The organism is Clostridiales bacterium, assembly GCA_030016385.1.
Taxonomy (GTDB): domain Bacteria; phylum Bacillota; class Clostridia; order Clostridiales; family Oxobacteraceae; genus JASEJN01.
In genome coordinates this window covers 1-24,737 of record JASEJN010000049.1, presented here as the reverse complement: position 1 = coordinate 24,737, position 24,737 = coordinate 1, and the positions used below count along the sequence as shown (strand labels likewise).

Annotated in this window: 23 protein-coding genes and 3 pseudogenes; 9 read left to right on the top strand and 17 right to left on the bottom strand. The window is 38.3% G+C overall.

The features are described from left to right. Positions 1-42 precede the first annotated feature (42 nt). The 5 genes from QME45_11160 to QME45_11140 all read right to left on the bottom strand — a co-directional run bounded on the left by QME45_11160 (position 43) and on the right by QME45_11140 (position 6,890). Positions 43-414: a DUF1667 domain-containing protein gene (locus QME45_11160; protein MDI6619210.1), complete on the bottom strand. Its 372-nt coding sequence runs from the start codon at positions 412-414 to the stop codon at positions 43-45. A 46-nt stretch (positions 415-460) separates the two neighbouring features. After that, on the bottom strand, positions 461-1,714 hold the full coding sequence (locus tag QME45_11155) for an FAD-dependent oxidoreductase (protein ID MDI6619209.1): 1,254 nt from the start codon (positions 1,712-1,714) through the stop codon (positions 461-463). Continuing rightward, a complete protein-coding gene (locus QME45_11150; protein MDI6619208.1) occupies positions 1,707-3,167 on the bottom strand; it encodes an NAD(P)/FAD-dependent oxidoreductase in 1,461 nt (486 codons plus the stop codon). Before QME45_11150 ends, QME45_11155 begins: the two co-directional genes overlap by 8 nt. 233 nt (positions 3,168-3,400) lie before the next feature. Next, complete coding sequence (gene glpK, locus QME45_11145) at positions 3,401-4,882, bottom strand: glycerol kinase GlpK (GenBank protein ID MDI6619207.1); 1,482 nt, start codon at positions 4,880-4,882, stop codon at positions 3,401-3,403. 295 nt (positions 4,883-5,177) lie between these two features. Continuing rightward, positions 5,178-6,890, bottom strand: a complete 1,713-nt coding sequence (locus tag QME45_11140; GenBank protein MDI6619206.1) for a methyl-accepting chemotaxis protein — start codon at positions 6,888-6,890, stop codon at positions 5,178-5,180. 512 nt (positions 6,891-7,402) lie between these two features. Here QME45_11140 and QME45_11135 point away from each other — a divergent pair. The 5 genes and pseudogenes from QME45_11135 (at position 7,403) to QME45_11115 (ending at position 10,196) form a co-directional block, all read left to right on the top strand. Continuing rightward, positions 7,403-7,822, top strand: coding sequence for a transposase (locus QME45_11135; protein MDI6619205.1), 420 nt, complete (start codon positions 7,403-7,405; stop codon positions 7,820-7,822). Further along, a complete protein-coding gene (locus QME45_11130) occupies positions 7,789-8,571 on the top strand; it encodes an IS3 family transposase (GenBank protein ID MDI6619204.1) in 783 nt (260 codons plus the stop codon). Before QME45_11135 ends, QME45_11130 begins: the two co-directional genes overlap by 34 nt. Positions 8,572-8,619: 48 nt before the next feature. Beyond that, the gene (locus QME45_11125; protein ID MDI6619203.1) at positions 8,620-8,895 is read left to right on the top strand and encodes a transposase; all 276 of its coding nucleotides are present in this window, start codon (positions 8,620-8,622) and stop codon (positions 8,893-8,895) included. A gap of 23 nt (positions 8,896-8,918) precedes the next feature. Then, positions 8,919-9,776: pseudogene (locus QME45_11120) on the top strand (IS3 family transposase). A 63-nt stretch (positions 9,777-9,839) separates the two neighbouring features. Next, positions 9,840-10,196: pseudogene (locus QME45_11115) on the top strand (transposase). 71 nt (positions 10,197-10,267) lie between these two features. On the opposite strand, the gene QME45_11110 reads toward QME45_11115, so the two are convergent. Both QME45_11110 and QME45_11105 read right to left on the bottom strand, forming a co-directional pair. Further along, entirely contained in the window at positions 10,268-10,540 is a 273-nt protein-coding gene (locus QME45_11110) for a hypothetical protein (GenBank protein MDI6619202.1), read from the bottom strand. A gap of 198 nt (positions 10,541-10,738) precedes the next feature. Next, positions 10,739-11,155, bottom strand: a complete 417-nt coding sequence (locus QME45_11105; GenBank protein MDI6619201.1) for a hypothetical protein — start codon at positions 11,153-11,155, stop codon at positions 10,739-10,741. 515 nt (positions 11,156-11,670) lie between these two features. Here QME45_11105 and QME45_11100 point away from each other — a divergent pair. Further along, the gene (locus QME45_11100; GenBank protein ID MDI6619200.1) at positions 11,671-11,859 is read left to right on the top strand and encodes a helix-turn-helix domain-containing protein; all 189 of its coding nucleotides are present in this window, start codon (positions 11,671-11,673) and stop codon (positions 11,857-11,859) included. Here QME45_11100 and QME45_11095 read toward each other — a convergent pair. From QME45_11095 to QME45_11075, 5 genes and pseudogenes are all read right to left on the bottom strand, one after another. Beyond that, a pseudogene (locus QME45_11095) lies at positions 11,856-12,806 on the bottom strand (IS66 family transposase). The gene QME45_11100 and the pseudogene QME45_11095 overlap by 4 nt on opposite strands. A 30-nt stretch (positions 12,807-12,836) precedes the next feature. Then, positions 12,837-13,172, bottom strand: a complete 336-nt coding sequence (gene tnpB, locus QME45_11090; GenBank protein MDI6619199.1) for an IS66 family insertion sequence element accessory protein TnpB — start codon at positions 13,170-13,172, stop codon at positions 12,837-12,839. Positions 13,173-13,186: 14 nt separating this feature from the next. Then, complete coding sequence (locus QME45_11085; protein ID MDI6619198.1) at positions 13,187-13,393, bottom strand: hypothetical protein; 207 nt, start codon at positions 13,391-13,393, stop codon at positions 13,187-13,189. Continuing rightward, positions 13,353-13,550, bottom strand: coding sequence for a hypothetical protein (locus QME45_11080; protein MDI6619197.1), 198 nt, complete (start codon positions 13,548-13,550; stop codon positions 13,353-13,355). Before QME45_11080 ends, QME45_11085 begins: the two co-directional genes overlap by 41 nt. Before the next feature lie 302 nt (positions 13,551-13,852). Further along, complete coding sequence (locus tag QME45_11075; protein MDI6619196.1) at positions 13,853-15,220, bottom strand: MATE family efflux transporter; 1,368 nt, start codon at positions 15,218-15,220, stop codon at positions 13,853-13,855. A gap of 166 nt (positions 15,221-15,386) precedes the next feature. Here QME45_11075 and QME45_11070 point away from each other — a divergent pair, with 166 nt between their 5' ends. Then, positions 15,387-16,865 carry a methyl-accepting chemotaxis protein gene (locus QME45_11070; protein ID MDI6619195.1) on the top strand — a complete coding sequence of 493 codons (1,479 nt, stop codon included), beginning with the start codon at positions 15,387-15,389 and terminating at the stop codon, positions 16,863-16,865. Between the two features lie 80 nt (positions 16,866-16,945). Here QME45_11070 and QME45_11065 read toward each other — a convergent pair whose 3' ends face one another. Continuing rightward, complete coding sequence (locus QME45_11065) at positions 16,946-17,446, bottom strand: GNAT family N-acetyltransferase (protein MDI6619194.1); 501 nt, start codon at positions 17,444-17,446, stop codon at positions 16,946-16,948. 297 nt (positions 17,447-17,743) lie between these two features. Between QME45_11065 and QME45_11060 the strand changes: the two genes are divergently transcribed. Both QME45_11060 and sfsA read left to right on the top strand, forming a co-directional pair. Further along, positions 17,744-18,361, top strand: coding sequence for a DedA family protein (locus tag QME45_11060; protein ID MDI6619193.1), 618 nt, complete (start codon positions 17,744-17,746; stop codon positions 18,359-18,361). 38 nt (positions 18,362-18,399) lie between these two features. Then, on the top strand, positions 18,400-19,086 hold the full coding sequence (sfsA, locus tag QME45_11055; protein MDI6619192.1) for a DNA/RNA nuclease SfsA: 687 nt from the start codon (positions 18,400-18,402) through the stop codon (positions 19,084-19,086). Between the two features lie 40 nt (positions 19,087-19,126). Here the strand turns inward: sfsA and QME45_11050 are convergent, their stop codons facing one another. The 4 genes from QME45_11050 to dnaA form a co-directional block, all read right to left on the bottom strand. Beyond that, positions 19,127-20,122, bottom strand: coding sequence for an NADH:flavin oxidoreductase (locus QME45_11050; GenBank protein ID MDI6619191.1), 996 nt, complete (start codon positions 20,120-20,122; stop codon positions 19,127-19,129). A 375-nt stretch (positions 20,123-20,497) separates the two neighbouring features. Next, positions 20,498-21,613, bottom strand: coding sequence for a DNA replication/repair protein RecF (gene recF, locus QME45_11045; protein ID MDI6619190.1), 1,116 nt, complete (start codon positions 21,611-21,613; stop codon positions 20,498-20,500). 214 nt (positions 21,614-21,827) lie between these two features. Continuing rightward, positions 21,828-22,928, bottom strand: a complete 1,101-nt coding sequence (dnaN, locus tag QME45_11040) for a DNA polymerase III subunit beta (protein MDI6619189.1) — start codon at positions 22,926-22,928, stop codon at positions 21,828-21,830. A 283-nt stretch (positions 22,929-23,211) separates the two neighbouring features. Further along, positions 23,212-24,564: a chromosomal replication initiator protein DnaA gene (gene dnaA, locus QME45_11035; GenBank protein ID MDI6619188.1), complete on the bottom strand. Its 1,353-nt coding sequence runs from the start codon at positions 24,562-24,564 to the stop codon at positions 23,212-23,214. Between the last annotated feature and the right edge of the window lie 173 nt (positions 24,565-24,737).

The following is a 24,737-nucleotide window of genomic DNA, read 5'->3' as shown; positions in this document are numbered from 1 at the left end:
CATTCGTTGCTCAAAATAACATAATCACATTTATGCCTGATTTCATATTGCGAATCGAAGATCCACATTCCTCGTAGCTACGATATCCGCCCCTGTATTCAATATGTCTTTAACGATTACATCGCCTATCTTTACAGGTGCGTCCACCGTTATAGCACTGAGCTTTTCCATGCATTTGAATATCATCTTTTTGGGAATCTCACGGGAAGTTTTAACCGATACTGTCGGATGGACTCCATCATTTACAAAAAGGCTGGTAGTAACTATTCTTACAGGATTCGTTATTTCAGATATAGCATATAGCTCTCCCCTTTTGCAGGAGTTTCCGGTTACTTTTAATTTGCCTCCCTCTTCCGTGACTTCAATTCTGCAGCCCATAGGGCAATTAATGCATATTAAATTTTTCTTTTCCATCCTTATACCTCCTCATTGCGGCAGACAATTATGATCTTCGACTTTTTTACCTGATAAGCTCGACAAACAGCTTATCATTTTCCATATTTAAAATAGAATCTTTTTTCAATCTGACGCTTTCCATCTCGCCAGGCGCAACAATCCTTTTTTTGACTTTATATATCGTTTTGCCGCCGTCTGAGACAGACAAATAAACATCCTTGTATATGTTGTCCACCCTTAAAAATAAGTTTACTTCATCGCCCATGTCATCGAGCCTTATCTTTTGAGGGACAACATATCTTACGCCGTTTCGCCCATATGTCTCTATTTCTCTTCCGCCATTGCCGGCAGTTCCTTTTATATATTTTGCCGCTCCCAAACCAGCAAGATAACTTTCTTTTGTTACATTATCCACCAAATCGTGCACCTGCACGACATTTCCACATGCGAATATTCCCTCTACGGAAGTTTCCATAGACTCATTTACTCTCGGACCTCCCGTGACCTTATCCAGAACAATTCCCGCATTTTTTGAAAGCTCGTTTTCCGGTATGAGCCCTACAGATAAAAGAAGCGTGTCACATTCTACATACCTGAATGTTTCGGGGATAGGTTTTCTGTTTGCATCCACCTTTGCTATTGTAACTCCCCCGACTCTTTCCTTCCCATGAATTTTTACAACCGTATGGTTTAGCAAAAGAGGTATTCCAAAATCATCCAGGCACTGCATAATATTCCTTTTAAGCCCGCTTGAATAAGGCATTATTTCAAGCACCATCTTTACTTGCGATCCTTCAAGCGTAAGCCTTCTTGCCATAATAAGCCCTATGTCGCCGGAGCCCAGTATCACGATTTTTTCGCCTATCTTATAGCCTTCCATATTTACAAACCTCTGGGCGGTCCCGGCGGTAAATATCCCGGCAGGCCTGCTGCCCGGGATGTTCAGCGCTCCCCTTGGCCTCTCACGGCAGCCCATGGAAAGTATTATAGCCTTTGCCTGTATTTCGATGACGCCGTCCTTTGTATTTACAGCGGTTACTTTCTTATTATCCGTTATATTCAGCACCATGGTATCGCATTTATACTCTATACCGAGTTCTAATAATTTATCTATGAATTTCTGGGCATATTCAGGACCGGTTAGCTGTTCGCCGAAGATGTGCAGCCCAAAACCATTGTGTATGCACTGTTTTAATATTCCACCAAGCTCAATATCCCTTTCGATTACGAGTATATCGTCTATTCCTTCTTCTCGCGCTTTTATTGCTGCCGCAAGTCCTGCAGGACCTCCGCCTATTATCACAAGATCCCTATGCATTTGCGTCACCATCCCCTTTTGTATAATTGTCCTTAATCCTTCCTGTAAACAGGTAGCCGCCTTTTTTGTCCTTGACTATATCCATATACGGGATGCCAAGTTCCCTCGATAATATCTCCACCACCTTGGGCATGCAAAATCCTCCCTGGCATCTGCCCATGCCGGCCCTTAACCTTCTCTTTACGCCATCGACAGTCCTGGCTCCCGCCGGCCTTTTAATAGCATCGACGATCTCGCCTTCCGTTACCGTCTCACACCTGCATATAACTCTTCCATACAGCGGATTTTTTTCTATTGCCTTTTCCCTTTCGGAATCGCTCATATCTGCAAATCTTATCTGCCTTTTTCTTACCGGGTTGTAATAATCTTTTTCAATCAGCTTGAGTCCCTGCTCTTTAAGCATTTGAACCACCATCTCCGATATCGCCGGAGAAGATGATAAACCGGGAGAATCGATGGCGGCGGCATTAACCGCGCCTTGGACCGGCACGTTTATGATAAAGTCTCCCCCACTTGTCGATGCCCTCAAACCTGCAAAAGATGTTATTACGTCCCTCATTGAAAATTTATTCATTGTTTTTCTTGCACAATTCACAATATATTCAAGTCCATTGCCTGTTGTGGAAACATCTTCCTTAATATCAACATTTACCGAGTTTGGCCCGATAAGCAAGTTTCCATGCACTGTCGGGGTTACAAGAACGCCTTTTCCCCTGGGAGTCGGAACCTGAAACAGCACATGGTTAACCAGATGTCCGTCGTTTTTATCAAACAGGCAATATTCTCCCTTTCTCGGGTTTATACTAAATTCATCCCCCTTAAGCATTCTGTTTATGACATCTGCGAATAGACCCGTGGCATTTACTATATATCTTGTTTCGATATCTTCTCTGGATGTCTTTATTATAAACCCGCCTTTTTTAATTTCTATATCTTTAACTTCCGTGTCAAGTTTTAGTGTGACTCCATTGGTAACAGCGTTTTCGGCACACGCAAGTGCAAGTTCATAGGGCGATATTATGCCGGCGGTTTTCGCATACAGGGCGCCTGTGGCATCTTCATTTACGTTAGGCTCCAATTCTTTCAGCCTTTCTCTCCCTATAACTTCCAAACCTGGAACACCGTTGGCCCTGCCTCTTTCATAAAGCTCATTTATTATATCAAGCTGCTCTTTCGAAAGCGCGATAACAAGCGAACCTATTCTTTTAAACGGCACATCGAGTTCGTCGCATATTCTATCAAACATCTTATTGCCCTGAACATTCAGCTTTGCCTTTAAAGTACCGGGAACGCAATCATAGCCTGCATGAATTATAGCGCTGTTTGCCTTAGTCGTGCCTTCCGAAACTTCCAGTTCCTTATCTATAAGCACTACATTAATTCTGTACCTTGACAGATCCCTTGCCACAAATGCTCCTACAGCACCTGCGCCAATAATTGCTACGTCAAACATAACAAGACCCCCAATAAAAAACTAGATTGATTAAAAGCCGTACACCAAACGGCGGTTTTCCTTGGACCTCCAGCTTAGCGCACGGCTCTCATATCTCTGCCTGCAACAACATTATAATATTAACATTTTAATCGATAGTTGGCAATAGCATTATTTAGCTTCCGGGTGCATATTTTATATTTGAAAAATATTATCCCAATCGCTAAGTTCACAGCCTTAAGGGTCATTCACTCTTAAGATAAAGTTCTTGCTACCGCCTTGTGCCAGCCATCCAGAAGTTTTTCCCTTTCTCCGTCCTGCATCTTGGGAATAAATTTTCTCTCTATAGTGTTCTTGCCCGATATCTCATCCATATCTTTAAAATATCCTACTGCAAGTCCCGCAAGGTATGCCGCCCCAAGAATAGTCGTCTCTATTATCTTTGGCCTTTTTACACAATAGTTTAATATATCAGCCTGAAATTGCATAAGGAAATTATTTGCGCTGGCGCCCCCATCCACTTTGATTTCCGTAAGTTTTATTCCGGAGTCCTGTTCCATAGCTTTCATTACATCGTATGACTGGTATGCGATGGACTCAAGGGCCGCCCTTACGATATGCTCCTTCTTTGCTCCCCTTGTAAGTCCCACTATAGTTCCCCTGGCATACATATCCCAATATGGCGCTCCAAGCCCTACAAACGCAGGAACTATATAAACGCCATTGGAATCCGGTACCTTCATCGCGATATCTTCGGTCTCCTGTGGAGATCTTATCATCCTAAGCTCATCCCTTAGCCATTGCACCACAGCGCCTCCTATAAATACGCTGCCTTCAAGGGCATATTTTACCTGTCCGCCTACGCCATAGGCAATCGTAGTCAAAAGGCCATTTTTAGATTTGACAGGTTTTTCTCCGGTATTCATAAGCATAAAGCATCCTGTACCATATGTATTTTTTATATCCCCGCAGTTGAAACATGCCTGTCCAAAAAGCGCAGCCTGCTGATCCCCTGCCACACCTGCGATCGGTATCTCCGCCCCAAAAATACTTTTATCCGTCATGCCGAATATACAGCTTGAAGGTTTTACATCAGGCAACATTCCACAAGGTATGCCGAGCAAATCCAGCATGCATTCATCCCATTTTAAATCATGTATATTATAAAGCATTGTCCTTGAGGCGTTTGTATAATCCGTAGCATGCACCCTTCCGCCTGTAAGTCTCCATATGAGGAAAGAATCGACGTTGCCGAAAATCACCCGGCCTTCGTCCGCCCTTTCCCTCGCATTTTCAACATTGTCGAGTATCCATTTTATTTTCGTTCCTGAAAAATAAGCATCGGGTATAAGACCTGTTATATCGCGGATCTTTTCACTTAACCCCTGCTTTTTCAATATGTCACATGTAGGAGCAGTCCTCCTGCACTGCCAGACGACGGCGTTGTAAACAGGCTTCCCGTCTGTTTTATCCCATACGATCGTCGTCTCCCTTTGATTTGTTATACCTATGGCTGCAATGTCCTTCGCCTCAATTCCGGCGTTTTTTATCGCTTCTTTAGCAGACCATATCTGAGTATCCCATATATCCTCTGGATCATGCTCAACCCAGCCGGGTTTCGGATAAATCTGCCTAAATTCCTTCTGCGCCCTTCCGACTATTTGACATTTATTGTTGAAAATAATAGTCCTTGAACTCGTTGTGCCCTGGTCAAATGCCATTATATATTTTTTCATAATGCCCCTCCCTACATATTCCACAATATTCTGCAGGATGTAGATACAGATAAAGCACCTGCTGATAAAGCATTAATTATATTTTTCCTTTTTCATCCTCCCGTTTATTTATATATACATTATATTCCTGCAAGCTCAAGTTAACAATTATTTGTGCCACAAACGGATACATTTTTTGTACTTGAATAACACGTTTCAATCGCTAAGCTCAAAGTATATAGAATCTATAAACTTGTTCATGGCAGAATCAAAATATTCTTCAAATACTCTATATGCACCTGCCACAAATCATCTGCTATATTTTAAATTTGCGGACCATTTCGTTCAGCCTCCGGGCGAGTTCCGACTGGTTTTGTGCGGCCTTTGCCACTTGCTCTATAGCTTTTGCAGTCTTATCGATACTGCCTTTTATCTTATCAGCGCTTTCAAATGACACTTGAGCGGTGCCTGCCATGCCTTGAGCCGCCTGATTTACCTGTCCAACAGCCGCTGCGAGCTCCTGCGACATCGATGCAATTTCCTCGGACATACTGCTTAGAAAGCTTGAATCATTATAATACTGTTCCCCTACATTCTTTAATTCCTCAAGCTGTTGATCTACGTTCACATTTATGAACTGCAATATTTCATTGCTATTCTCAGAGATATTTTTAAATGCTTCATTTACTTTTAATACGGTATCCTGGATGGCACCTACAGCATTTGCAGACTGACCGGCTAACTTTTTTACTTCTCCTGCTACTACTGCAAATCCTTTTCCCTGCTCACCTGCTCTTGCAGATTCTATAGCAGCATTTAGCGCCAGAAGATTTGTTTGCCTTGCAATATTTGAAATAGTATCTGCCATTACACTTATATTATCTACTACTTTTCCATCTTCGATTGCAGCAATCAATTTTTGTTTTTTCTCTTCATATAACTTTTTAACGTCTTCCACGGCATGCTCTACCTTTTTCTGCATATCAGTTGCCTTTTCCTTGGATTTGACCGCATTTCCGTTTCCTTCCGCGGCTTTTTGCGAAAGCCCGTTTATATTTGCGTCTACCTCCTGCACGGAAGCGCTGATTTCCTCCGACGAGGCACTGGTGTTCTGCGTACCTTCGATTATCTTTACTGCCGAGCTGCTTATATTTTGCGAAGCAGAAGTAAGCTCCTTGATAGCCAAGGATAATTCATTGCTTGAACCTTGTATTTTTTTAGCATTTCCCATCATTTCCTGAACAAGTTGCTTTATATTTTTCTGCGCCTCAAAAAGTGCCCTGCCCGTTTTCCCGAATTCATCTTTTCTCTTTGTTAAGATATTTTTCGAGAGATCAAACTTTGCTAAGCTTTCTGCCTGGTTTACCATATTCAGCAGTTGCTTATTTATGTCGCCTGATGTTATAAGACCGAGAATTACAGCAAGTAATAATCCAAACGCCATCAGTAAAAGAATCGCCCTATTGCTGTTTATGTATATGAGATAATTCTGTGCATTTTTGGACTTGGCGCTTTCAAGATTAGCATTTATTATTTTATCGAGGCTCGTAAACATGCTGCTGCTTATTACAGGGATGTTCTTATACTGGAAGAGTGCTTCATCATGATCATTTTTATCGATATATTCTATAACTGTCTTTTCTACCGTCACATATTCTTCAAGCTTTCCTCGGAATATGGGCCATTCCTGTTTTTCAGCATCGCTCTTTGGCATTTTTTCACAAATTTCTTCATATTTATTGCTCTCATCTATATTCTGCTGTATATCCTTTTCAAGGTTTGCCTTTGAAGATGCATCATTTACATAAATAAGCTCCAGTATATCGGCTTTTATCTGTGTAAGATTTTGCTTCATGTCTGTCAGCACATAAACTGTCTTCAACCTGTTATTATGCATTTCTTCGGAATTGTAATCGATAGTTTTCAAAGATAACGACCCTATTACTCCAACTGCAACGATCAGTAGCGCAACGCAAAGGTACATCAATATGAGTTTTATTTTTACATTTACATTTTTTAAAAAAGCCAAGATAAATCCCCCCTTTTGAATCAATATTCGTCATGTATATTAATAAATATTATAGTAAATAATACCATAATCAAAAAATATGTTCAATGAAAATTAACAAGTTAGCAAAATAGCGGGTTTGTAGACTGGGGCAAAAAATAAAGACCGATAAAATTCAATAGGATTTTTGACGAATTTTTGACGATTGTATACCATATACCCCCATGCAGTATGCTATTACCACAATTTACATGTTGCCTATACCCCCGAAGTTTCGATATTATGAACGTATAACTTATCGGGGTGTACACGCATGTGTACCGACCCCCAAAAGTTAGACCTAAAAATCTAATAATTGGAGGTCGGTTTTCTATTGGCAAAATACAATTTTGAATTTAAGGAAAAAATAGTACAAGCAATATCTTAATGGTGAAGGGGGGTATGAATTCTTATCCAATCAGTACGGAGTTGCCTCATCGAGAGATGTACGAAGGTGGGTAACAAATTACAAGCATTTTGGTGATAAAGGGCTTATGCGTTCTAGAAAAAATGAAACTTATTCTTTTGAATATAAACTTCATATAGTAGAATTGTATTTAACAAGTGAAGTTTCATATCAAGAGCTGGCTCTTTCAGAAGGTATTATTACGCCCGGAATAATAACGAAATGGGTGAATGATTTCAGAATTGCCGGTCCTGATGTTTTACGACCAAAGAAGAAAGGACGGAAGAAATCATTGGGTTTAACGAAGAAAACAAAGGTTACGACACCTGCAGGAATAGAGTCAGCCGATACTAATACTGAACACATAAAACAACTGGAAGATGAACTTCTAAAACTTAGAATAGAGAATGCTTATTTAAAAGAACTGAGGAGGCTGCGTTTAGAAGAGGAAGCTCTTCTGAAAAAACAGCGAGAATTGTCTACAGTCTCCGAGGAGAATTCAAACTAAAAGACATTCTCGCAGTAATAGGCTTTCCAAAAGCAACCTATATGTATTGGCAAAAAAGATTGGATCGAGAAAATCCTAATGAAGACCTTGAAGATAAAATACTTCAAATCCATGAAGAGCATAAGGACTTTGGCTATCGTCGGATGTATGGAGAACTTAGAAAGCAAGGGTTTCTTGTGAATAAAAAGAAAGTCCAAAGAATTATGCAAAAGTTCAATCTTCAGGTAACATCTTTCACTAGAAAGAGTCGTAAGTATAGTTCATATAAGGGGAAAGTTGGAAAAGTTGCTCCCAACAGAATCCACAGGAGATTTGATACTAAGATTCCTCATCAGAAAATCACAACGGATACTACTGAGTTCAAGTATTATGAGATAGATGCCAAGGGGAGGATGATTATTAAAAAGCTTTATCTAGATCCATTTATGGATATGTGTAATAGAGAAATCATAAGCTATACAGTATCACCTAAACCGTCAGCAATGAATATCATGGATGTGTTAAATAAAGCGATAGAGGTAACTTCTGATTGTGTCTACAGAAGAACCTTTCATTCGGATCAGGGATGGGCGTACCAAATGAAAAGCTATGTGAATACTCTTAAAGAAAATCGTATTTTCCAAAGTATGTCACGCAAAGGTAACTGTCATGATAATTCAGTAATGGAGAACTTCTTTGGAATTATGAAACAGGAAATGTACTACGGAAATGTTTATTATAGCTATGATGAACTAAATGGAGTGATATAACAAAAGCGTACACCCAACCGTGATAAAATAAAGGAGAGGTGTGCGAGAATGGTAAAGAAATACAGTCAGGAATTCAGGGAGGACGCGTTGAAGCTGGCCTCCGAAATCGGAGTACGCAAAACGAGTGAGAAATTGGATGTTTCCCCCAAAACGCTTTACGCGTGGCAGAGGAAAGAACGGCTGCGCCACGGCATCGCGATCAAAGGGCTGCGCCCGGGAGAAAGCCCGGAGGATGGCATGAAACGGCTGGAGAAGGAGATCGCCGAGCTGCGGGAGGCGAATTCGATCCTGAAAAAAGCGCTGGGTTTTATGGCGGACCGGTAACGGAAGTAAAGCCGCGGCATCTCTACGCATGGATTGATCGGAATCACGGTACATCCAGTATTGCGTTATGCTGCATGGCTTTGTCTGTCCGGCGGGAAGGATTTTACGTATGGAAAAAGCGTAAGAACCGCTCCAGTTCGGACGACAAAACGGTATCGGCCCTGAAAGCAGCGCGAAAAGCCCATTCAGATTACGGCGTCCGCAGTTTGCGGGATAAACTGCCGGCCGACATACGGCCCAGTTACGGGAAATGCTACTGGCTTTGCCGGGAAAACGGCCTGCTGCACCGCAAGAAGACGCCGCGCGGTATGACAAAGCGGAACGATAAAGACCTGCTCAGCGAGGATCTGATCCAGCGTGATTTCAAAGCGGTATCGCCAAATGCGAAATGGCTTTCGGATATCACCGAAATGAAATGTAAAAATGGGAAACTGTATCTTGCCGCCATTCTGGATTGCTTTGACGGAACCATTGTCGGTTTGTCCATGAATTCCAACAAAAAGGCCGGGCTTTGCGTTTCGGCGCTGGAGAATGCCGTGGGGAGATTTGGAAAACGGGACGGTCTGATTCTCCATTCCGACCACGGCAGCCAATATACGAGCCGGGCATACCGCAACGCCCTGACGCGATACGGCCTGCGGCAAAGCATGGGCCGCACCGGCAGCTGCTTTGACAACGCCCGCATGGAAAGCTTTTTTGCCACTTTGAAAAAAGATCTGATTTACCAGCTGCCGCTTTATAAAATGACCCGGGACGAGGTGCGATATAAAGTGTTCGCGTGGATTGAGCTTTATTACAATGCTGAACGCCGCTATACTGCCAACGAAGGCAATCTTCCCCCTCTGAAAAAGAGAGCCTTGTTCTTTTCTCTGGCGGCTTAACTTGATGGATATTCATACTTTAGTTCGCTAAATCTGGGTGTGCGCTTTCCTTGACTTTTTCAAGGATATAAAGATATATTGGGTATATGGATAGGAGAACAGGAAAGTGCCAAGTTCTGGTTATCAGTATGTAATGACCTTAAAAACAGAGGGGTTAAGGACATAATAATTGCATGTATGGATGGTCTTAAAGGATTACCTGAAGCAATAAAGACAGTTTTCCCTAATGTAAATCAAAGCTGCATAATACACCAAATAAGAAACTCAATGAAGTATGTAGCTTCGAAGAACATTAAGGCGTTCATGAAAGATTTAAGGACAGTATATAAGGCTCCAAATGAAGAAGCAGTTGAGGCTCTTCATTCACTTGAAGCCACATGGGGAGGTAAATACCCTATAGTAATACAGTCCTGGACAAATAACCCATTTAGTGTTTGGAGGAAAATATATATTATTCGGTATAAGTAAACCTTTGAACTAAGGACCCTATATCAGATTAAACTTAATGCAATAAACACAATTCCAACAACTAAAATAATTAATCCAAGAATGTTAGGCTTTAAAATATTGCTTTTAAGAAAATAGGAGTCAGTAGATTCCTTTGTTCCTGCAACTTTTTGTACGCTTTCATTAAGCCTAAGCCATGCTTCAGGTGGAATCCTGCTTCCTCCCCCACTTGTAGTATTAAATTTTGAAGCGTTTCCTCTGGAAATTGCCAAAACTCCAATTAACACAAGAATAATGCCCACTACAAAAAAAGCCATTCAAAACATCTCCTTTATTATAAGAATATTAATTCCAGGTAAAATTCACCTTTTTTTTTAAAAATCCTAATATCAATATTATAATATACATTCCTATATAAAAGAGCTGTTGCTTCGGGAATAATTAATCCTTTAAGCAATAGCTCTTTCCGCCAGCAATATTTACAACCTATATTTTTTATAAATTTATTCATTTAATTAGTACGCAGTAAGATACCAATCCGCTAAATCTCCTGATGTATAATGCTCACTTATATCAGATGTATGAACTCTATATACCGTAAACCATCCATTGGTATCTACAAATGTATCATAGTAATGGGTAAAATATTGTCCGACAAAACCTTGATGAGGATAGCCATCATAAAAAATTTCTGCTCCACATGCACAATCTGCTCTTGTAAAATTAGAATAATAATTGTCCCCATCAATAAGAACTTTAGCTAAGTATTTATGATCTGGGTAATGTCTTGTACCATAAACGGAACAATATTGAAAAGCATCAGGTTTTGTTACTGTATTTGGATTCTTTGAATAAGCAAAAACAGGTTGTACATCTACAAAGTTAGAAAAGATTAGCATTAAAGAAAAAATAACAGTAAAAAACTTTTTCATGCTTTTTTCCTCCCATTTTTTATTTATCTTACCATTTAATACATTATAAATCAAGTATCCATAATACAATACTTAAATCTAAAATAATTTTATGGCAATTTATTATAGTTAATTGCAAAAGTAAGTTTCACCCCATACCGTTGAATAGTGGAAGTTAATCTTACAAAAATAAGGGTGGAAATTAGTATTACAAATATTATGATATATTTGGTGTTTGGTTTATAACTTGTCAATTTGACAACTTGCTCTTTTAGCAGATTCCCGAGGTATTTTTAGTAGACGGCATACCGTATAGACAGCGTCCGCCATGCTACAATAGCATATTCTGGGGGATGCTTAAGATACAACTTGCTTTTTCCCTTCATCCCTCGGCAATTGATATAGTGCATGGCGGAATTTTATTGTCAAGGATAAGCCTGATTTTGGGCCTTTGACAATAAAATTAGCGGTAGTTTACATTACTTGATAAAGGCAATATATGTTCCCTGTAATGCCTGTAAAAAGGAGACCATATTATGTCTAAGTATAAACATTTTAATCTCAGTCAAAGAGTTACAATTGAACAATCTCTTAAAGACTGTCTATCATTTAAATCCATCAGTAAAGATATTAATCATGATTGTACTTCGATTTCCAAGGAAGTCAAAAGACATATTATACGGGAAAAAACCGGATATTATGGCAGGTCATTCGTAAGCGCTTAATCTTGGGGTGCCTTGACATAATCCCTGCGACACCATGATGGCAGTTCCGGGGACCAGGGTAGAAAAGGAACAAGGGATTCCTGATTTAATTCTTTTAGACCAGGCAAATTAGATAGAAGATATACCAAATACATATAAGGGTTTAGTTTGTTAACCTTGGCTGTCTCAATCATGCTGTAGACAATGGCACTGGCTTTAGCACCGCGGGTTGTATCCGCAAAGAGCCAATTTTTTCTTCCAGTTACATAAGGACGAATTGTGTTTTCAGCACGGTTATTAGAGATTTCAATGCGGCCATCGAGGAGGAAATTATTAAGCGGCTCTTTTTGGTTTATGGCATATGTAACAGCCTTTACAAGGTTAGAGCCCTGCAAAGGATTCAGATTTGATACCCATTGCCAGAACTCATCAAGCAGCGGTTTAGCGTATTTGATCCGCTCATTGTAGCGCTCTTCAAATGATAACTCTGCCCATCCTTCCTCCATGCCAAACAGACGGTTGCAATAGTCATACCCTACGGCTGCCCTGGAATTCTTCATGTCAGCGCCTTTAGGCATTGCCTCCTCAAATTTGCACTGTAAATGGGCCCAACAGCCGCAATGGATAACGTTAGGTACTACATATATCCATTGCCATCTGTTTGGAGGTAACCTGAAAAACTCTCCAGAAACCTTCGGGCATGCTGACCTGACCGTGTTGGAGGAAACAATGGTTTGTACTGAAGGCTCCTCTGCCTTACTGTTTGCTTCTATCTCAGCTTCATTAAAAAATGAAATCTGGCCATCATCCTCTCCAAGGATATAACGCCTCTTTTCACTGGACTGCCCATATAGGGTCTTTTGGAGCATATCCATGAGTTGATTGACACGAAGATTTAATGTTTCATTGGTCCTCTCCAATAAGGAAATATATTCAGTTTGTTCGGTTGAAAGTCCACTAAAATCAATGCTTTAGGGACCTCTTTTACATATATTTTGCTAGAATATTTCGCTGGGTTTTGCCTCTTTGATTGCTTTTGGTTGTTCAATTGAAAGACCCTCCATAAGCCAGCAAAATTCCTGAGATGTCAGGTGCCTGACCTGCTCAGGCGTACGGGGCCACTTGTAGTTTCCGTTTCCTAATCGTTTATATAGAAGGATAAAACCATCCCCATCCCAGAGCAATGCTTTTAGTCGGTCCCGGCGTTTTCCGCAGAAAAGAAAAAGATATGGAGAAAAGGGATCCATAGAGAAATTCAATTTAACTATGGCAGCCAATCCATCGATAGACTTCCTCATATCTGTATATCCGCAAGCAATATATATTCCTTTCATCTTTGCTAAATCTGCTAACATATGTTTTTTAATGCGGTCAGCACAGTTTCCAAAGCATGAAGGGAGCTTCCATCTCTGACCTCAATATCAGCATTTTGCATATGGATGATTATCGGAGCCTGCTCAGGATCGATTCTTTCATCTATTTGCAAAGGTGCAAGGGCTACAGGACTTTTAGGTTTATTTTGTGCAGCCCCCATGTATTCTGTACATGCAGACACTCTGACGCGCCGCAGCCAGTAGTAATAGGTATGCTTCTTGTATGTTATTCTGGCTGCACCATTCCTTGATGGTCAGCCCGCTGTTTTGGCGCTCTCTTATTAAGTTAAACCATTTTTCTTTATTAAACTGCACTTTTACTTCTGCAACTTTATCCATGGTCACTCTCCTATCTATAGTTTTTCAAGCCACTTGAAAAACTTCAAAAACTATAATAACTCTTGTAAAGTATTATCTCATAGATAAAGTTAACTTGACATGCGTCCCATTATTTAGCGCTTACTAAATAACAATTATAAGTATAAGCAATAACTGTTAAAAATATATTATAGTGATGTTAAGGGAATTATAAAATAAAAAACCTCAAGCGTATCTCCTTGAGGTTTAAATTTAGTATATATTATTTATTGTTTCTTTTGCATTGCTATGTTTTTTATAGCTTATATTCTTTTATATACATCTTAAGCGTGAATATCAATAACAACATTGTTTTTCCATTTCCCTTTCTTCAGCCTTGCCCAGTAAAGTATACCCCGTACCGCCCAATCGACGTACATGCCTATCCATATTCCTGCAACTCCAAGTTTAAAAGGAATTCCCAGTATGTATCCCAATGTTATCCTGAAAATCCACATGCCTATAAACGATGTAACCAGGGTATATGTGGCATCACCGGCACCCTTTAACCCTGCCGGCAGCACGAATGCTATGGACCACAAAGCGGGAGTAACTATATCCCATTGCCTTGTAATATTTACAGCCATTTTCAAAACATCCTCGCTTCTTGTATACAGAAGGCAAAAGGCCCTTGTAAGAGGTATTGACAAAAAGCACACCACAAGAAGGCATGCCGATGAGAGCTTCGTCAGATATACCATAAGATCCTCAGCATTCTTGGGGTCTCCCCTTCCCATATTCTGTCCGACCAGGGTAGTCGCGGCGATGCTTAGTGCAGCGCCGGGAATATTAATAAGCGTTGTTATGGAGTTTGCGATATAGTTTGCTGCTATGGCCGCTGTACCCATATAAACTATAAAAATCTGCGTTATGAGCTTTCCTCCGTTGAATACAAGGGACTCAAGTCCTGAAGGTATTCCTACATTAAATATCATCTTCTGCATATTCAAATCTACTTTTAACATGTGCGGCCCTTTAAGTTTTATTATTTTTGAGCCCTTTAAAAGCACAAGCATTATCATTATGCTACCTACAATTCTTGTAAATGCGATACCAAGCGCCGCACCTTCCACATTAAGTCCGGGAATACGGAAATTCAAAAATCGTATATTTATTCCGTATATGAGTATATAGCTCAGGAATATATTTATTATATTCATTATTATATTTACTTTCATAGGAGTCTTTGTATCGCCGGCACCCCGAAGCAATCCACATGCAGTAAGTGTTATACATATAAGCGGATATGTTAAAAGCGTAATTTCAAAATATATATAAGACTGGCTTAGGACAGACTGTTCAGCCGAACTATATAATCCATTTATTATAGGATAGCGAAATACCCACATCAATAACGTTACAGCGAGAGATATTATTATGGAAGATGACATGGCTTGTCCTGACGCTTTATTTGCGTCTTTTATGTCATTATGCCCCGTATACTGCGCTACGACTACAGTCCCTCCTACAGCAAGAGATGAAAAAAATGCTATAAAAACGTTATTGATAGCATCAACCATCCCTATTGCAGATACGGCCTCTTTGCCTATGTTACTTGCCAATATGGTGTTTACAACGCCAAGCGATATTGTGAGTACCTGCTCCACCACAATCGGCGCCGTAAGTTTAAGTACATCTTCCCTTATATGCATTTAAATCCCGCCTTAATTTTTCTGTACTTTTTCATTATATCGTTAAATACTGACAAATACAAATATTTCATAATATCAGTCTTCATTTGTAATATGACTCTGATGGTATTAATATTTGCGAATTTAAGCCGAATAAATATATATAAAATACATAGGAGGCAATAAAATGAATAATATAAACTTAATACATAAAAGAAATTGTCTGATCGTAAAACTTTTGTGGTGTTCACTGGCCTTAGGCATTGCTGTGGATATAGCAAATAAAATACCAAAATCCACAATCATCGCCCTGATTGTTACCGGTACCGGCATATGTCTCCTTTCTACATATCTAACGGCAACAAAAAAACTTATACTTGCTACAATGTATATTATAACGTTGGCTACAGGATTTTTCTCTTATATCATTATCAGTGCGTCTACCGGGAAAACATCTTTTGTAAATGTCCTGATTGTGTATTACAGCCTTGCCCTTACATCTCTCTACAATTACTATAAACCGCTTATTTTATCTTTCATCATGGGTATTTGTATGATAAATTTCTCTTTTTTTCAGTTTAGAAATGTGATGTATAACGGCATAACTACTAAAACATTGATTTCTCTAAACCTTTACTTCATACTCATCGGCGGGATTATTATCGCCCATAGTATAATAGGTCAGAAGCTCAACGAAGATTTGGAAAAGAAAAGGAAAGAATCTGAGAATTCTCAAAGCAGGCTCCAAGGTATCCTGGACGATATAAAAATAGCGGTGAAATCTCTCAATGATTTCAATAAAACTTTTAATGACAATATAAATGCCGCGGAGAATATATCAAAGGAAATATCCACATCTTTCTCACAGCTTGCAACGGGAGTTGAATCGGAGGCCAAAAGTGTAAACGATATAAGCGTGGACATGGGAAATGTTGAAGAAAGCGTGGACACTCTTTCAAAAGTATCCGGCGATATGAAACAATCAGCAGCCTTATCTTACAGCGATTCAGGAAGAGGCGAAAAAGAACTTTTTTCATTGTCAAACCAGATAGATAGTTTAAGCAATATAATAAACGATACGGTCTCTCATATAAACGAACTAAATAATGAAATGGGCAAAATCGGGGAGATGCTTGATGTCATAAGCAATATTTCATCTCAAACCAACCTTTTGGCACTTAACGCATCGATTGAAGCTGCAAGAGCAGGAGAAAACGGAAAAGGATTTGCGGTTGTGGCAAGCGAAGTATTAAAACTTGCCGAGAGCTCAGGGAATGCGGCAAAAGAAATCGATAATATAATAAAAAGCATAAGCTCAAAGACAAAAGAGGTTACCGATAAAGTAAATATGGGTTATTCAGCCATAAAAACAAGTCAGGAATCTAAAACTAAAGTATCCGAAGTAATCCAGAATGTCACGAAAAACTCGCAAAAAGTTAATGTCAAAGCGGATGAGATTGAGAATATGGTAAAAAATCTAAAGGAATTATCAAAGAATATAACAGACAGCCTCCACGATATTGCAGGTTTTACAGAGGAGAGCAGCGCATCATTCGAAGAGGTACTTGCAAGTGTTGAATCACAGGATGAAAAGATTAAAAACATTACGGAGAGCTTTAAGACTGCACTGGAATTAACTTCAAATATGTCTAAATTAACGAAATAAAACAGTTCTCTTAAAATCCAAGCAAATTAGCGGGGACGGTTAACAAAAACCTTAGGTATCGCCAATTTAGCGATTTATTGTTAACTGTCCCCGAGCTGGAGTTGGAGTTGCATAATATGTACATTGATATATCTGCCAAATTTGTATCCTATATCCTTTAGTGTGCCGACCATTTTAAATCCATACTCTTGATGCATATGAACGCTTATATCGTTTCCATCGGATATCCTTGCGATTATTGTATGAAATCCGTTGGCTTTTGCATGATCCATAATCGTCTTTAAAAGTTGCTTTCCTATTCCGTTTCCCCTGTATTTTTCATCAATATATATGGAATCCTCCGCCACATCCTTGTATCCGGATTTATCGGACCAAAGGGATAAAGATGCCCATCCCGTTATTATGCCGTTTTTGCATGCCACAAAAACTGCAAATCTATCATTGTGACTTTTAAACCAATCCAGTTGATATTTCAAAGACCTTGGTTGTATATCCAAACTGGCAATCGTATTCAATACAGCTTGATTATATATTTCATTTATCCTCTCTACGTCGCTTACATTTGCTTTCCTAATAAACATGTTTTACCACCCTCACTTCAAACGATATATTTTATTATACCATTATTATCTATCACATTTAGCAAATTAAGGGGCATGTATTATAAAAGAATATTACTTCGATTCGCAATATGAAATCAGGCATAAATAGGATTATGTTATTTTGAGCAACGAATGAGTGTTCAAAATAACATAAGTTCAAATTACGGATTGAAGAAGAATACTAAGGAAAGGTTTACAGATAACTTCGGGGTATTATATAATGTATTCATGCTCTTAATGTATTTAAGTGTAAATAATTCAAGTGAGGAATTTACTATGCAAAACTGGATCATAAATTTCATGCAGCATTTCGGTTATCTCGGCACATTTATCATGATCTTATTGGAGAATGTTTTCCCACCCATACCCTCGGAAGTCGTACTTACTTTTGGAGGGTTCATGACTACAAGGGCCCGGATGACCATTTTAGGCGTGATTACATCCGCTACTGCCGGTTCTGTCTCGGGGGCTTTTGTACTTTACGAAATTGGCCGTCTTTTTAACGTAAAAAGGCTTGAGAATTTGATAAACCGCTGGGGGCATATACTCAGGATAAAAGCAAGCGATATCGAAAAGGCCGATTCATGGTTTACCCGTTATGGTTATCGGACTGTTTTCTTCTGCAGAATGGTTCCGCTTGTCCGAAGCCTTATATCTATTCCGGCGGGTATGGCAAATATGAAATTAGGCCTATTTCTTCTTTATACTACAACAGGAACATTAATCTGGAATACAGCCCTCGTATATGCAGGTGCCGCTCTTGGAGAGTCATGGCAGGAGATTTTGGAATTTATGGACGTTTACTCGGAAATTACATTCATAATTTTGAGTTTGGCAGTCATCTTTTTTGTTATATTATGGTACGTCAGGAAAAAGTGTAAATTAAGAGAATGACAGAAGCATATGTATTTTAAAAATACCGGAGGCTTATCGTGAAATATAACGACATAAGTAAAGCTGTTTTTTTAGAAAGACCGAATAGATTTATAGCTCATGTACTTCTGAACGGAAAGAAAGAAATCGTGCATGTCAAAAATACAGGACGGTGCAGGGAAATATTAAATAGAGGTACGCAGGTGATACTTGAAAAATCCCGGAATAAAAATAGAAAGACCAATTACTCTCTTATATCGGCGTATAAGGGGAATAACCTCATCAATATCGACTCACAGGTGCCTAATGCCGTTGTATACCAGGGTCTGCGCGATAAAAAAGTTGATGAGATCCAAAATATATGCATGTTAAAAAGAGAAGTATTTTACGGAAATTCCAGGTTTGATATCTACTTTGAGACTCCCTTGGAAAAAGGATTCGTAGAAGTAAAAGGAGTTACCCTGGAAAATGACGGAATCACCATGTTCCCCGATGCTCCAACCGAAAGGGGTACAAAGCATGTAAAAGAAATGGTAAAAGCCGTGCATGAAGGATACAAAGGTTATATATTTTTCCTTATCCAGATGAAGGGAGTAAAATATTTTACCCCCAATGCAATTATGGATGATAAGTTTGCATCGGCTTTAAAATATGCGAAGGAAAACGGCGTTGGGATTTTAGCATATGATTCTTATGTTACTGAAAACGAAATTGTAATCGGAAATAAAGTTAAAGTTAAAATATGAATATGCGCATATGCTAAACCCTCCCCATAGTCTCCATTTTTTATGCTCTAAAACTTTCGATGGCTTTTCTGGCCCAGCCGGAGTCTTTATACATAGCCCTTCCTACGCCGATAAGGTCGGTTTTTCCCTCTGACAGCAGTTTTTCAGCAGCCTTGGCTTCAGTTATGCCACCAGTCAGTATAACAGGTATGGATACAACTTTCTTTATCGCTTCACTCAACGGTGAAAAATATCCCTGTCCGGTAAGTCCCGGTACCATATATCCACAAAATCCGCCTGAAATATCAAGAATATCCACTCCTGCTTTTTCAAATTCAACCGCTGCAATTTTGCTGTCCTCAATCGTCGTTCCTCCCTCCATATAATCGGAAGCACCCAGGCGCAGCAGAATCGGAAAATCTTCTCCAACTGCAGAACGCACTGCCCTAACGACATCAAGATGAATCTTAATCCTGCCTTTTATATCTGTTCCATACTCATCGATTCTTTTGTTTGTGAGAGGCGACAAAAATTGGTCCAGCAGATACCCGTGGGCAGAATGGATTTCCACTCCATCAAAGCCCGCCTTTTTTACCCGTACTGCCGCATTTTTAAATTCCCGTACTATGCCTTCGATTTCCGTACGCGTAAGTTCCCTTGGAATATTTCCCCTGCGCGGATTTGGTACTGACGATGGGCCTACTTCATCATATCCTGTAATATCCTTACTTGTAGCGCTTCCTGCATGATTGATCTGCATTACCGCTTTAGTCCCATTTCTATGAATGGTATCGGCGAGTGCTTTCAAACCTCCTATCAAATCGTCATCCGATACGGAAAGCTGTCTTTCACTTGCCTTTCCGCGTTTTGAAATAAAGCTGTGTTCTATAATGACCAGCGATATATACCCACCTCTTGATTTTTCATCATAATAATCCAACATTTCTCTGCTCACTCTTCCATCCTCTTCAGATTTTGAAGTGGCCATAGGAGGCATGATCAACCTGTTTTTCAAAAACAATTTTCCATTTTCCAACGGTTTAAGCAAATATGACATGAACGCATCTCCTTTATTTGAAAACATTTTATATACCACATACATTATATATCATAGAAGAATCTTCGATTCGCAATATGAGTTTATGTTATTTTGAGCACTCATTCGCCGGATTCAAGTTTTGTAAGTTCTAAGGCCAGCAGCCTTGATAATCCAAGAGCTTTTGAAACTCGTTTCACTCAGACAATCAAAAGCTCTAAGGATTCTCTTCGGCAGCAAAGCCAAGAACTTATCAAAACTTTCATAATGCTCATTCGTTGATCAAAATAGCATAATTCTATTTATGGCTGATCCCAAATTACGAATTGAAGATATTTTAGGGTGCATATTTTATATTTGAAGAATCTACGATTCTATTCACGCATAATTTACATATCACTCAATTTTTTCGATTAATCCATCTGAAACTTTAAACAAAAAACGATCGTTTTTCCGAAATTCCCTTATGTCATTTATTCCTGTACATGTTAAAATCGTCTGTACATTCTTAAGGTTTTCTAATAAAAACTTTTGCCTTTTTATATCAAGTTCAGAAAGTACATCGTCTAAAAGCAGAATGGGATACTCTATACATTCAGCCCTTATAAACTCAAGCTCGGATAGTTTCAAAGAAAGAGCCACGGTTCTTTGCTGCCCCTGAGATCCATATGTCTTGACATCCGTATTGTTTATAAAAAAATCCATATCATCCCTGTGAGGACCTACCGATGTCATTCCCCTTTCTATATCCCTGTTTCTAGATCTTATAAGCTCTTTATATAATAAAATCTTTCCATCTTCTCTTGTCTGAACATTTTTAAACATGCTTGAATACAAAACATTTAGTTCTTCTTTTCCATCCGTTAATTTCCTATGGACTAGCCTTGCAAGCATCGATATTTTTTTTATAAATTCTATCCTGTAAACGATAATATGAGAACCGAATTCTGAAAGCTGCTCATCCCATATATCGAGAGTTTTTAGAAGGCTCTGGCTTCTATTGTACTTTATAGATTTAAGAAGATTATTCCTTTGTAAAAGCACCCTGTTATATTGATGCAGATTATAAAAATAGGCCGGTTTTATTTGTGAAACCTCTATATCTAAAAATCTTCTCCTGTATACAGGCCCCTCTTTAATGAGCCTTAAATCCTCGGGGGAAAACATTACGACATTTAGATTTCCAAGAAGCTCAGAAATCTTTTCTATTTTAACCCCACCGACTTTTATAATCTTAGGCTTGTTGTCAAATATGTTTACCTCTATATCAGTATCTATATTAGCTCTTTTAATGTTTGCTTTGATATAGGCGCTGTGGCTGTTCCAATTTATGAGTTCCTTTTCTTTTGAAGCCCTGTGCGATTTTCCTATCCCACAGATATAAATGGACTCTATAAAATTAGTTTTTCCCTGGGCATTATCGCCATAAATTATATTAAGGCCTGGATGAAGAAATAACTCCAGGTCAATATAATTTCTATAATTTTTTAATGTAATTTTTTCTACATTCATAAAATATACCCCTGAATAATTTCAACAAAAACAAATAGCGCACCCCCACCAAGATGAAATATGTCCAAACTTTAGCTGTGCGCCTTTTATATTAAGCTTGTGTTGACTCCAATTAGCAATATGTATGTGATATTTTGAAAAACAACACTTGCCGGATTCAAGTTTTGTAAATTCAAATATCGATAATAATATGTAAATTTTTTACATTATAATATTAATCAGCAAACAGCCTTACAGGCAGTATAAGATAAATATAGCTGTTATCATCGGATGTCTTAAGTATGCAAGGGCTTACACTGCTCGTAAACTCAAGATAAATTTCATCTTTATCTATAATCCTGAGAGCATCTATAAAGTATTTGGAATTAAAAGCTATCTGAATATTGTCTCCTTCAAGCTCTATAGGTACTTCTTCGTATACATTTCCATATTTGGAATTTGAAGTAATTATCATATTGTCCTCTTTTATATCCATTTTTATAAGATTTGTATTCTCTTCTTTTGCCAAAAGGGATGCCCTTTCGATACTGTCTAAAAGATTTTTAGGATTTACTTTGACTCTGTGTTTATATTCTTCAGGTATTATCTGCCTGTAGTTTATAAATTCCCCCTGTAACAGCCTTGAAATAATCTTTGTATTTTCAAGTTTAAACAATATATGATTTGGTGTAAATGTTATGGAAACATCATCGGATGACACAAGTATTTTACTTACCTCGTTTAAAGCTTTTGCAGGTATTACAGCACTTATATTGTCCTTTGAATTTAACGGGGCGCTCTTTAACGCAAGCCTGTAAGCGTCAAGTGCAACCATGCTCAGAATACTGTTTTTCACTTCGAATAAAACACCTGTAAGTATTGGCCTTGTTTCATCCTGAGCTGCGGCAAATATAACGTCCTTTATCATGTCTCTTAGAAAATCCTGCTTTATGGTATACATGGCATTTTCGTTTATAGAAGGAAGTTCAGGAAATTCATCAGGACTTTGTCCAACAAGATTGAACTTCGATTTACCGCATTTTATAGTTGTATTAAACGAATCATCCACTTCGATTTCTATATCTTCATCAGGCAATTTTCTTATTATATCACCAAAGAGCCTGGAGTTTAATACAACAGAACCATTTGATTGGACTGTACAATTGACTTTGGTTTCTATGCCGAAATCCAAATCTGTTGCGGTCAATGAAAGAACATTTTCGACGGATTTAATTAATATTCCATCAAGTATAGGAAGAGTGCTTTTTCCTGTAACTGCTTTCTGCACGATGGATATGGAATTTAAAAGTTCGTTTTTATAGCAGATAAATTTCATATTAAATTACCTCCCGTATTATATATTGTAGTAAAAGTTATAAACAAGCTTAAAAATTCAATAAATAATAATATAAAATAAAAAAATTAGTAGTAATAGTAGTAGGGGCTGTTATTATGTTAATAAGTATTTAAAACATTTAAAATGCTTTAAAAAATAAAAGGGAAAACATGTGGATAAAAAAATAAAATAAGATAACTTTATCCACATTATTATATAATAAATATCGTTAAAACTATTATCAACATGTTATTAAGGTATATGGTTGATAATAAGTTGATAACTATTTTTGGATTAGCTTTTTATTGATTTCATCTATAGTTTCCTTTAGGCCGTCGTCTACCGCAAGATCATTGCTTATTTTTTCATATGCGTGTATCACTGTAGTATGATCTCTTCCCCCAAACTCGTCCCCGATTTTTGGAAGGGAAAGATCAGTGAGTTTTCTTGCAAGGTACATTGCAATTTGCCTCGGGAAAGCGACATTCCTTGTCCTTCTCTTTGAGGTAAAGTCTTCAGGTCTTAAGTTATAATAATTTGCTACAACCTGTTTAATGAGTTCGACGGTTATTTGTTTTGATTTATTTGAAATTATATCTTTTAAAGCTTCACTTGCCAAATCTACGCTTATTTCCCTGTTTGCAAGGGAAGAATAAGCTACTACTCTGATTAGCGCTCCCTCAAGTTCCCTTATATTTGATTGTATCTTGCTTGCTATATAAACCATTACATCATTTGGGATATTAAGCCCTTCCACATCAGCTTTTTTATTTAAAATGGCAATCCTTGTTTCAAAATCAGGAGGCTGTATGTCGGCAATCAGTCCCCATTCAAATCTTGATCTTAGCCTGTCCTCAAGCGTTGGTATTTCCTTTGGAGGCCTATCACTCGATATAATTATCTGTTTATTTGCCTCATATAAATCGTTAAAAGTGTGGAAAAACTCTTCCTGAGTGCTTTCTTTTCCTGCTATAAACTGTATATCGTCTATCAATAATATATCGATATTTCTGTATTTATTTCTAAAAGCAGTATTTTTATCGTCTTTTATGGAGTTAATAAGTTCATTTGTAAACTTTTCTGAAGATACATAAACAACCTTTAAATTAGGTTCATTGTCTAAAATATAATGACCTATAGCATGCATCAGATGAGTTTTCCCGAGTCCCACTCCTCCATATATAAACAGCGGATTATATGCCTTTGCCGGTGCTTCGGCGACTGCCAGTGAAGCGGCATGTGCAAACCTGTTGCTGTTCCCTATAACGAAGGAATCGAAGGTATATTTCGGGTTAAGGAGGTTGGAATTTGAATCATCATGTTTATTTTTTTCTTCAATATTTCTGTTTTCCATCTGCCGGTTGTTCAGGGCCCTTAATGTTTCTTCATTATTTATAGCAAAGCTGATGTCATATTTTTTTGATGTAACAAGTTTTAAAGCATTTGATATAATGGGTTGATACCTTGCTTCAAGTATTCCTTTTGTAAAATCGTTAGGAACACCGAGCACGATCTTGTCGGAATCCATAAAAAGGGGTTCGATGCATTTAAGCCATGTATTAAAACTAACTTCGGGGAGTTCGGCTTTTATTATATTCAATGTCTTTTCCCATATATCAACTATTTCCTTGTTCATAAAAGTGCCTCCTAAGTAAGCTTTTAAAAGATTATTAATGCCTGGTAAATTACATCCAGGCAATCATGACGATTATGTGGATAAATAAAAAAATTATTAACAAATATATAAACAAAAATATTATATATAAGTAAATGTTGACATAAAAATAAAAAGTTATACACAAAACTGTT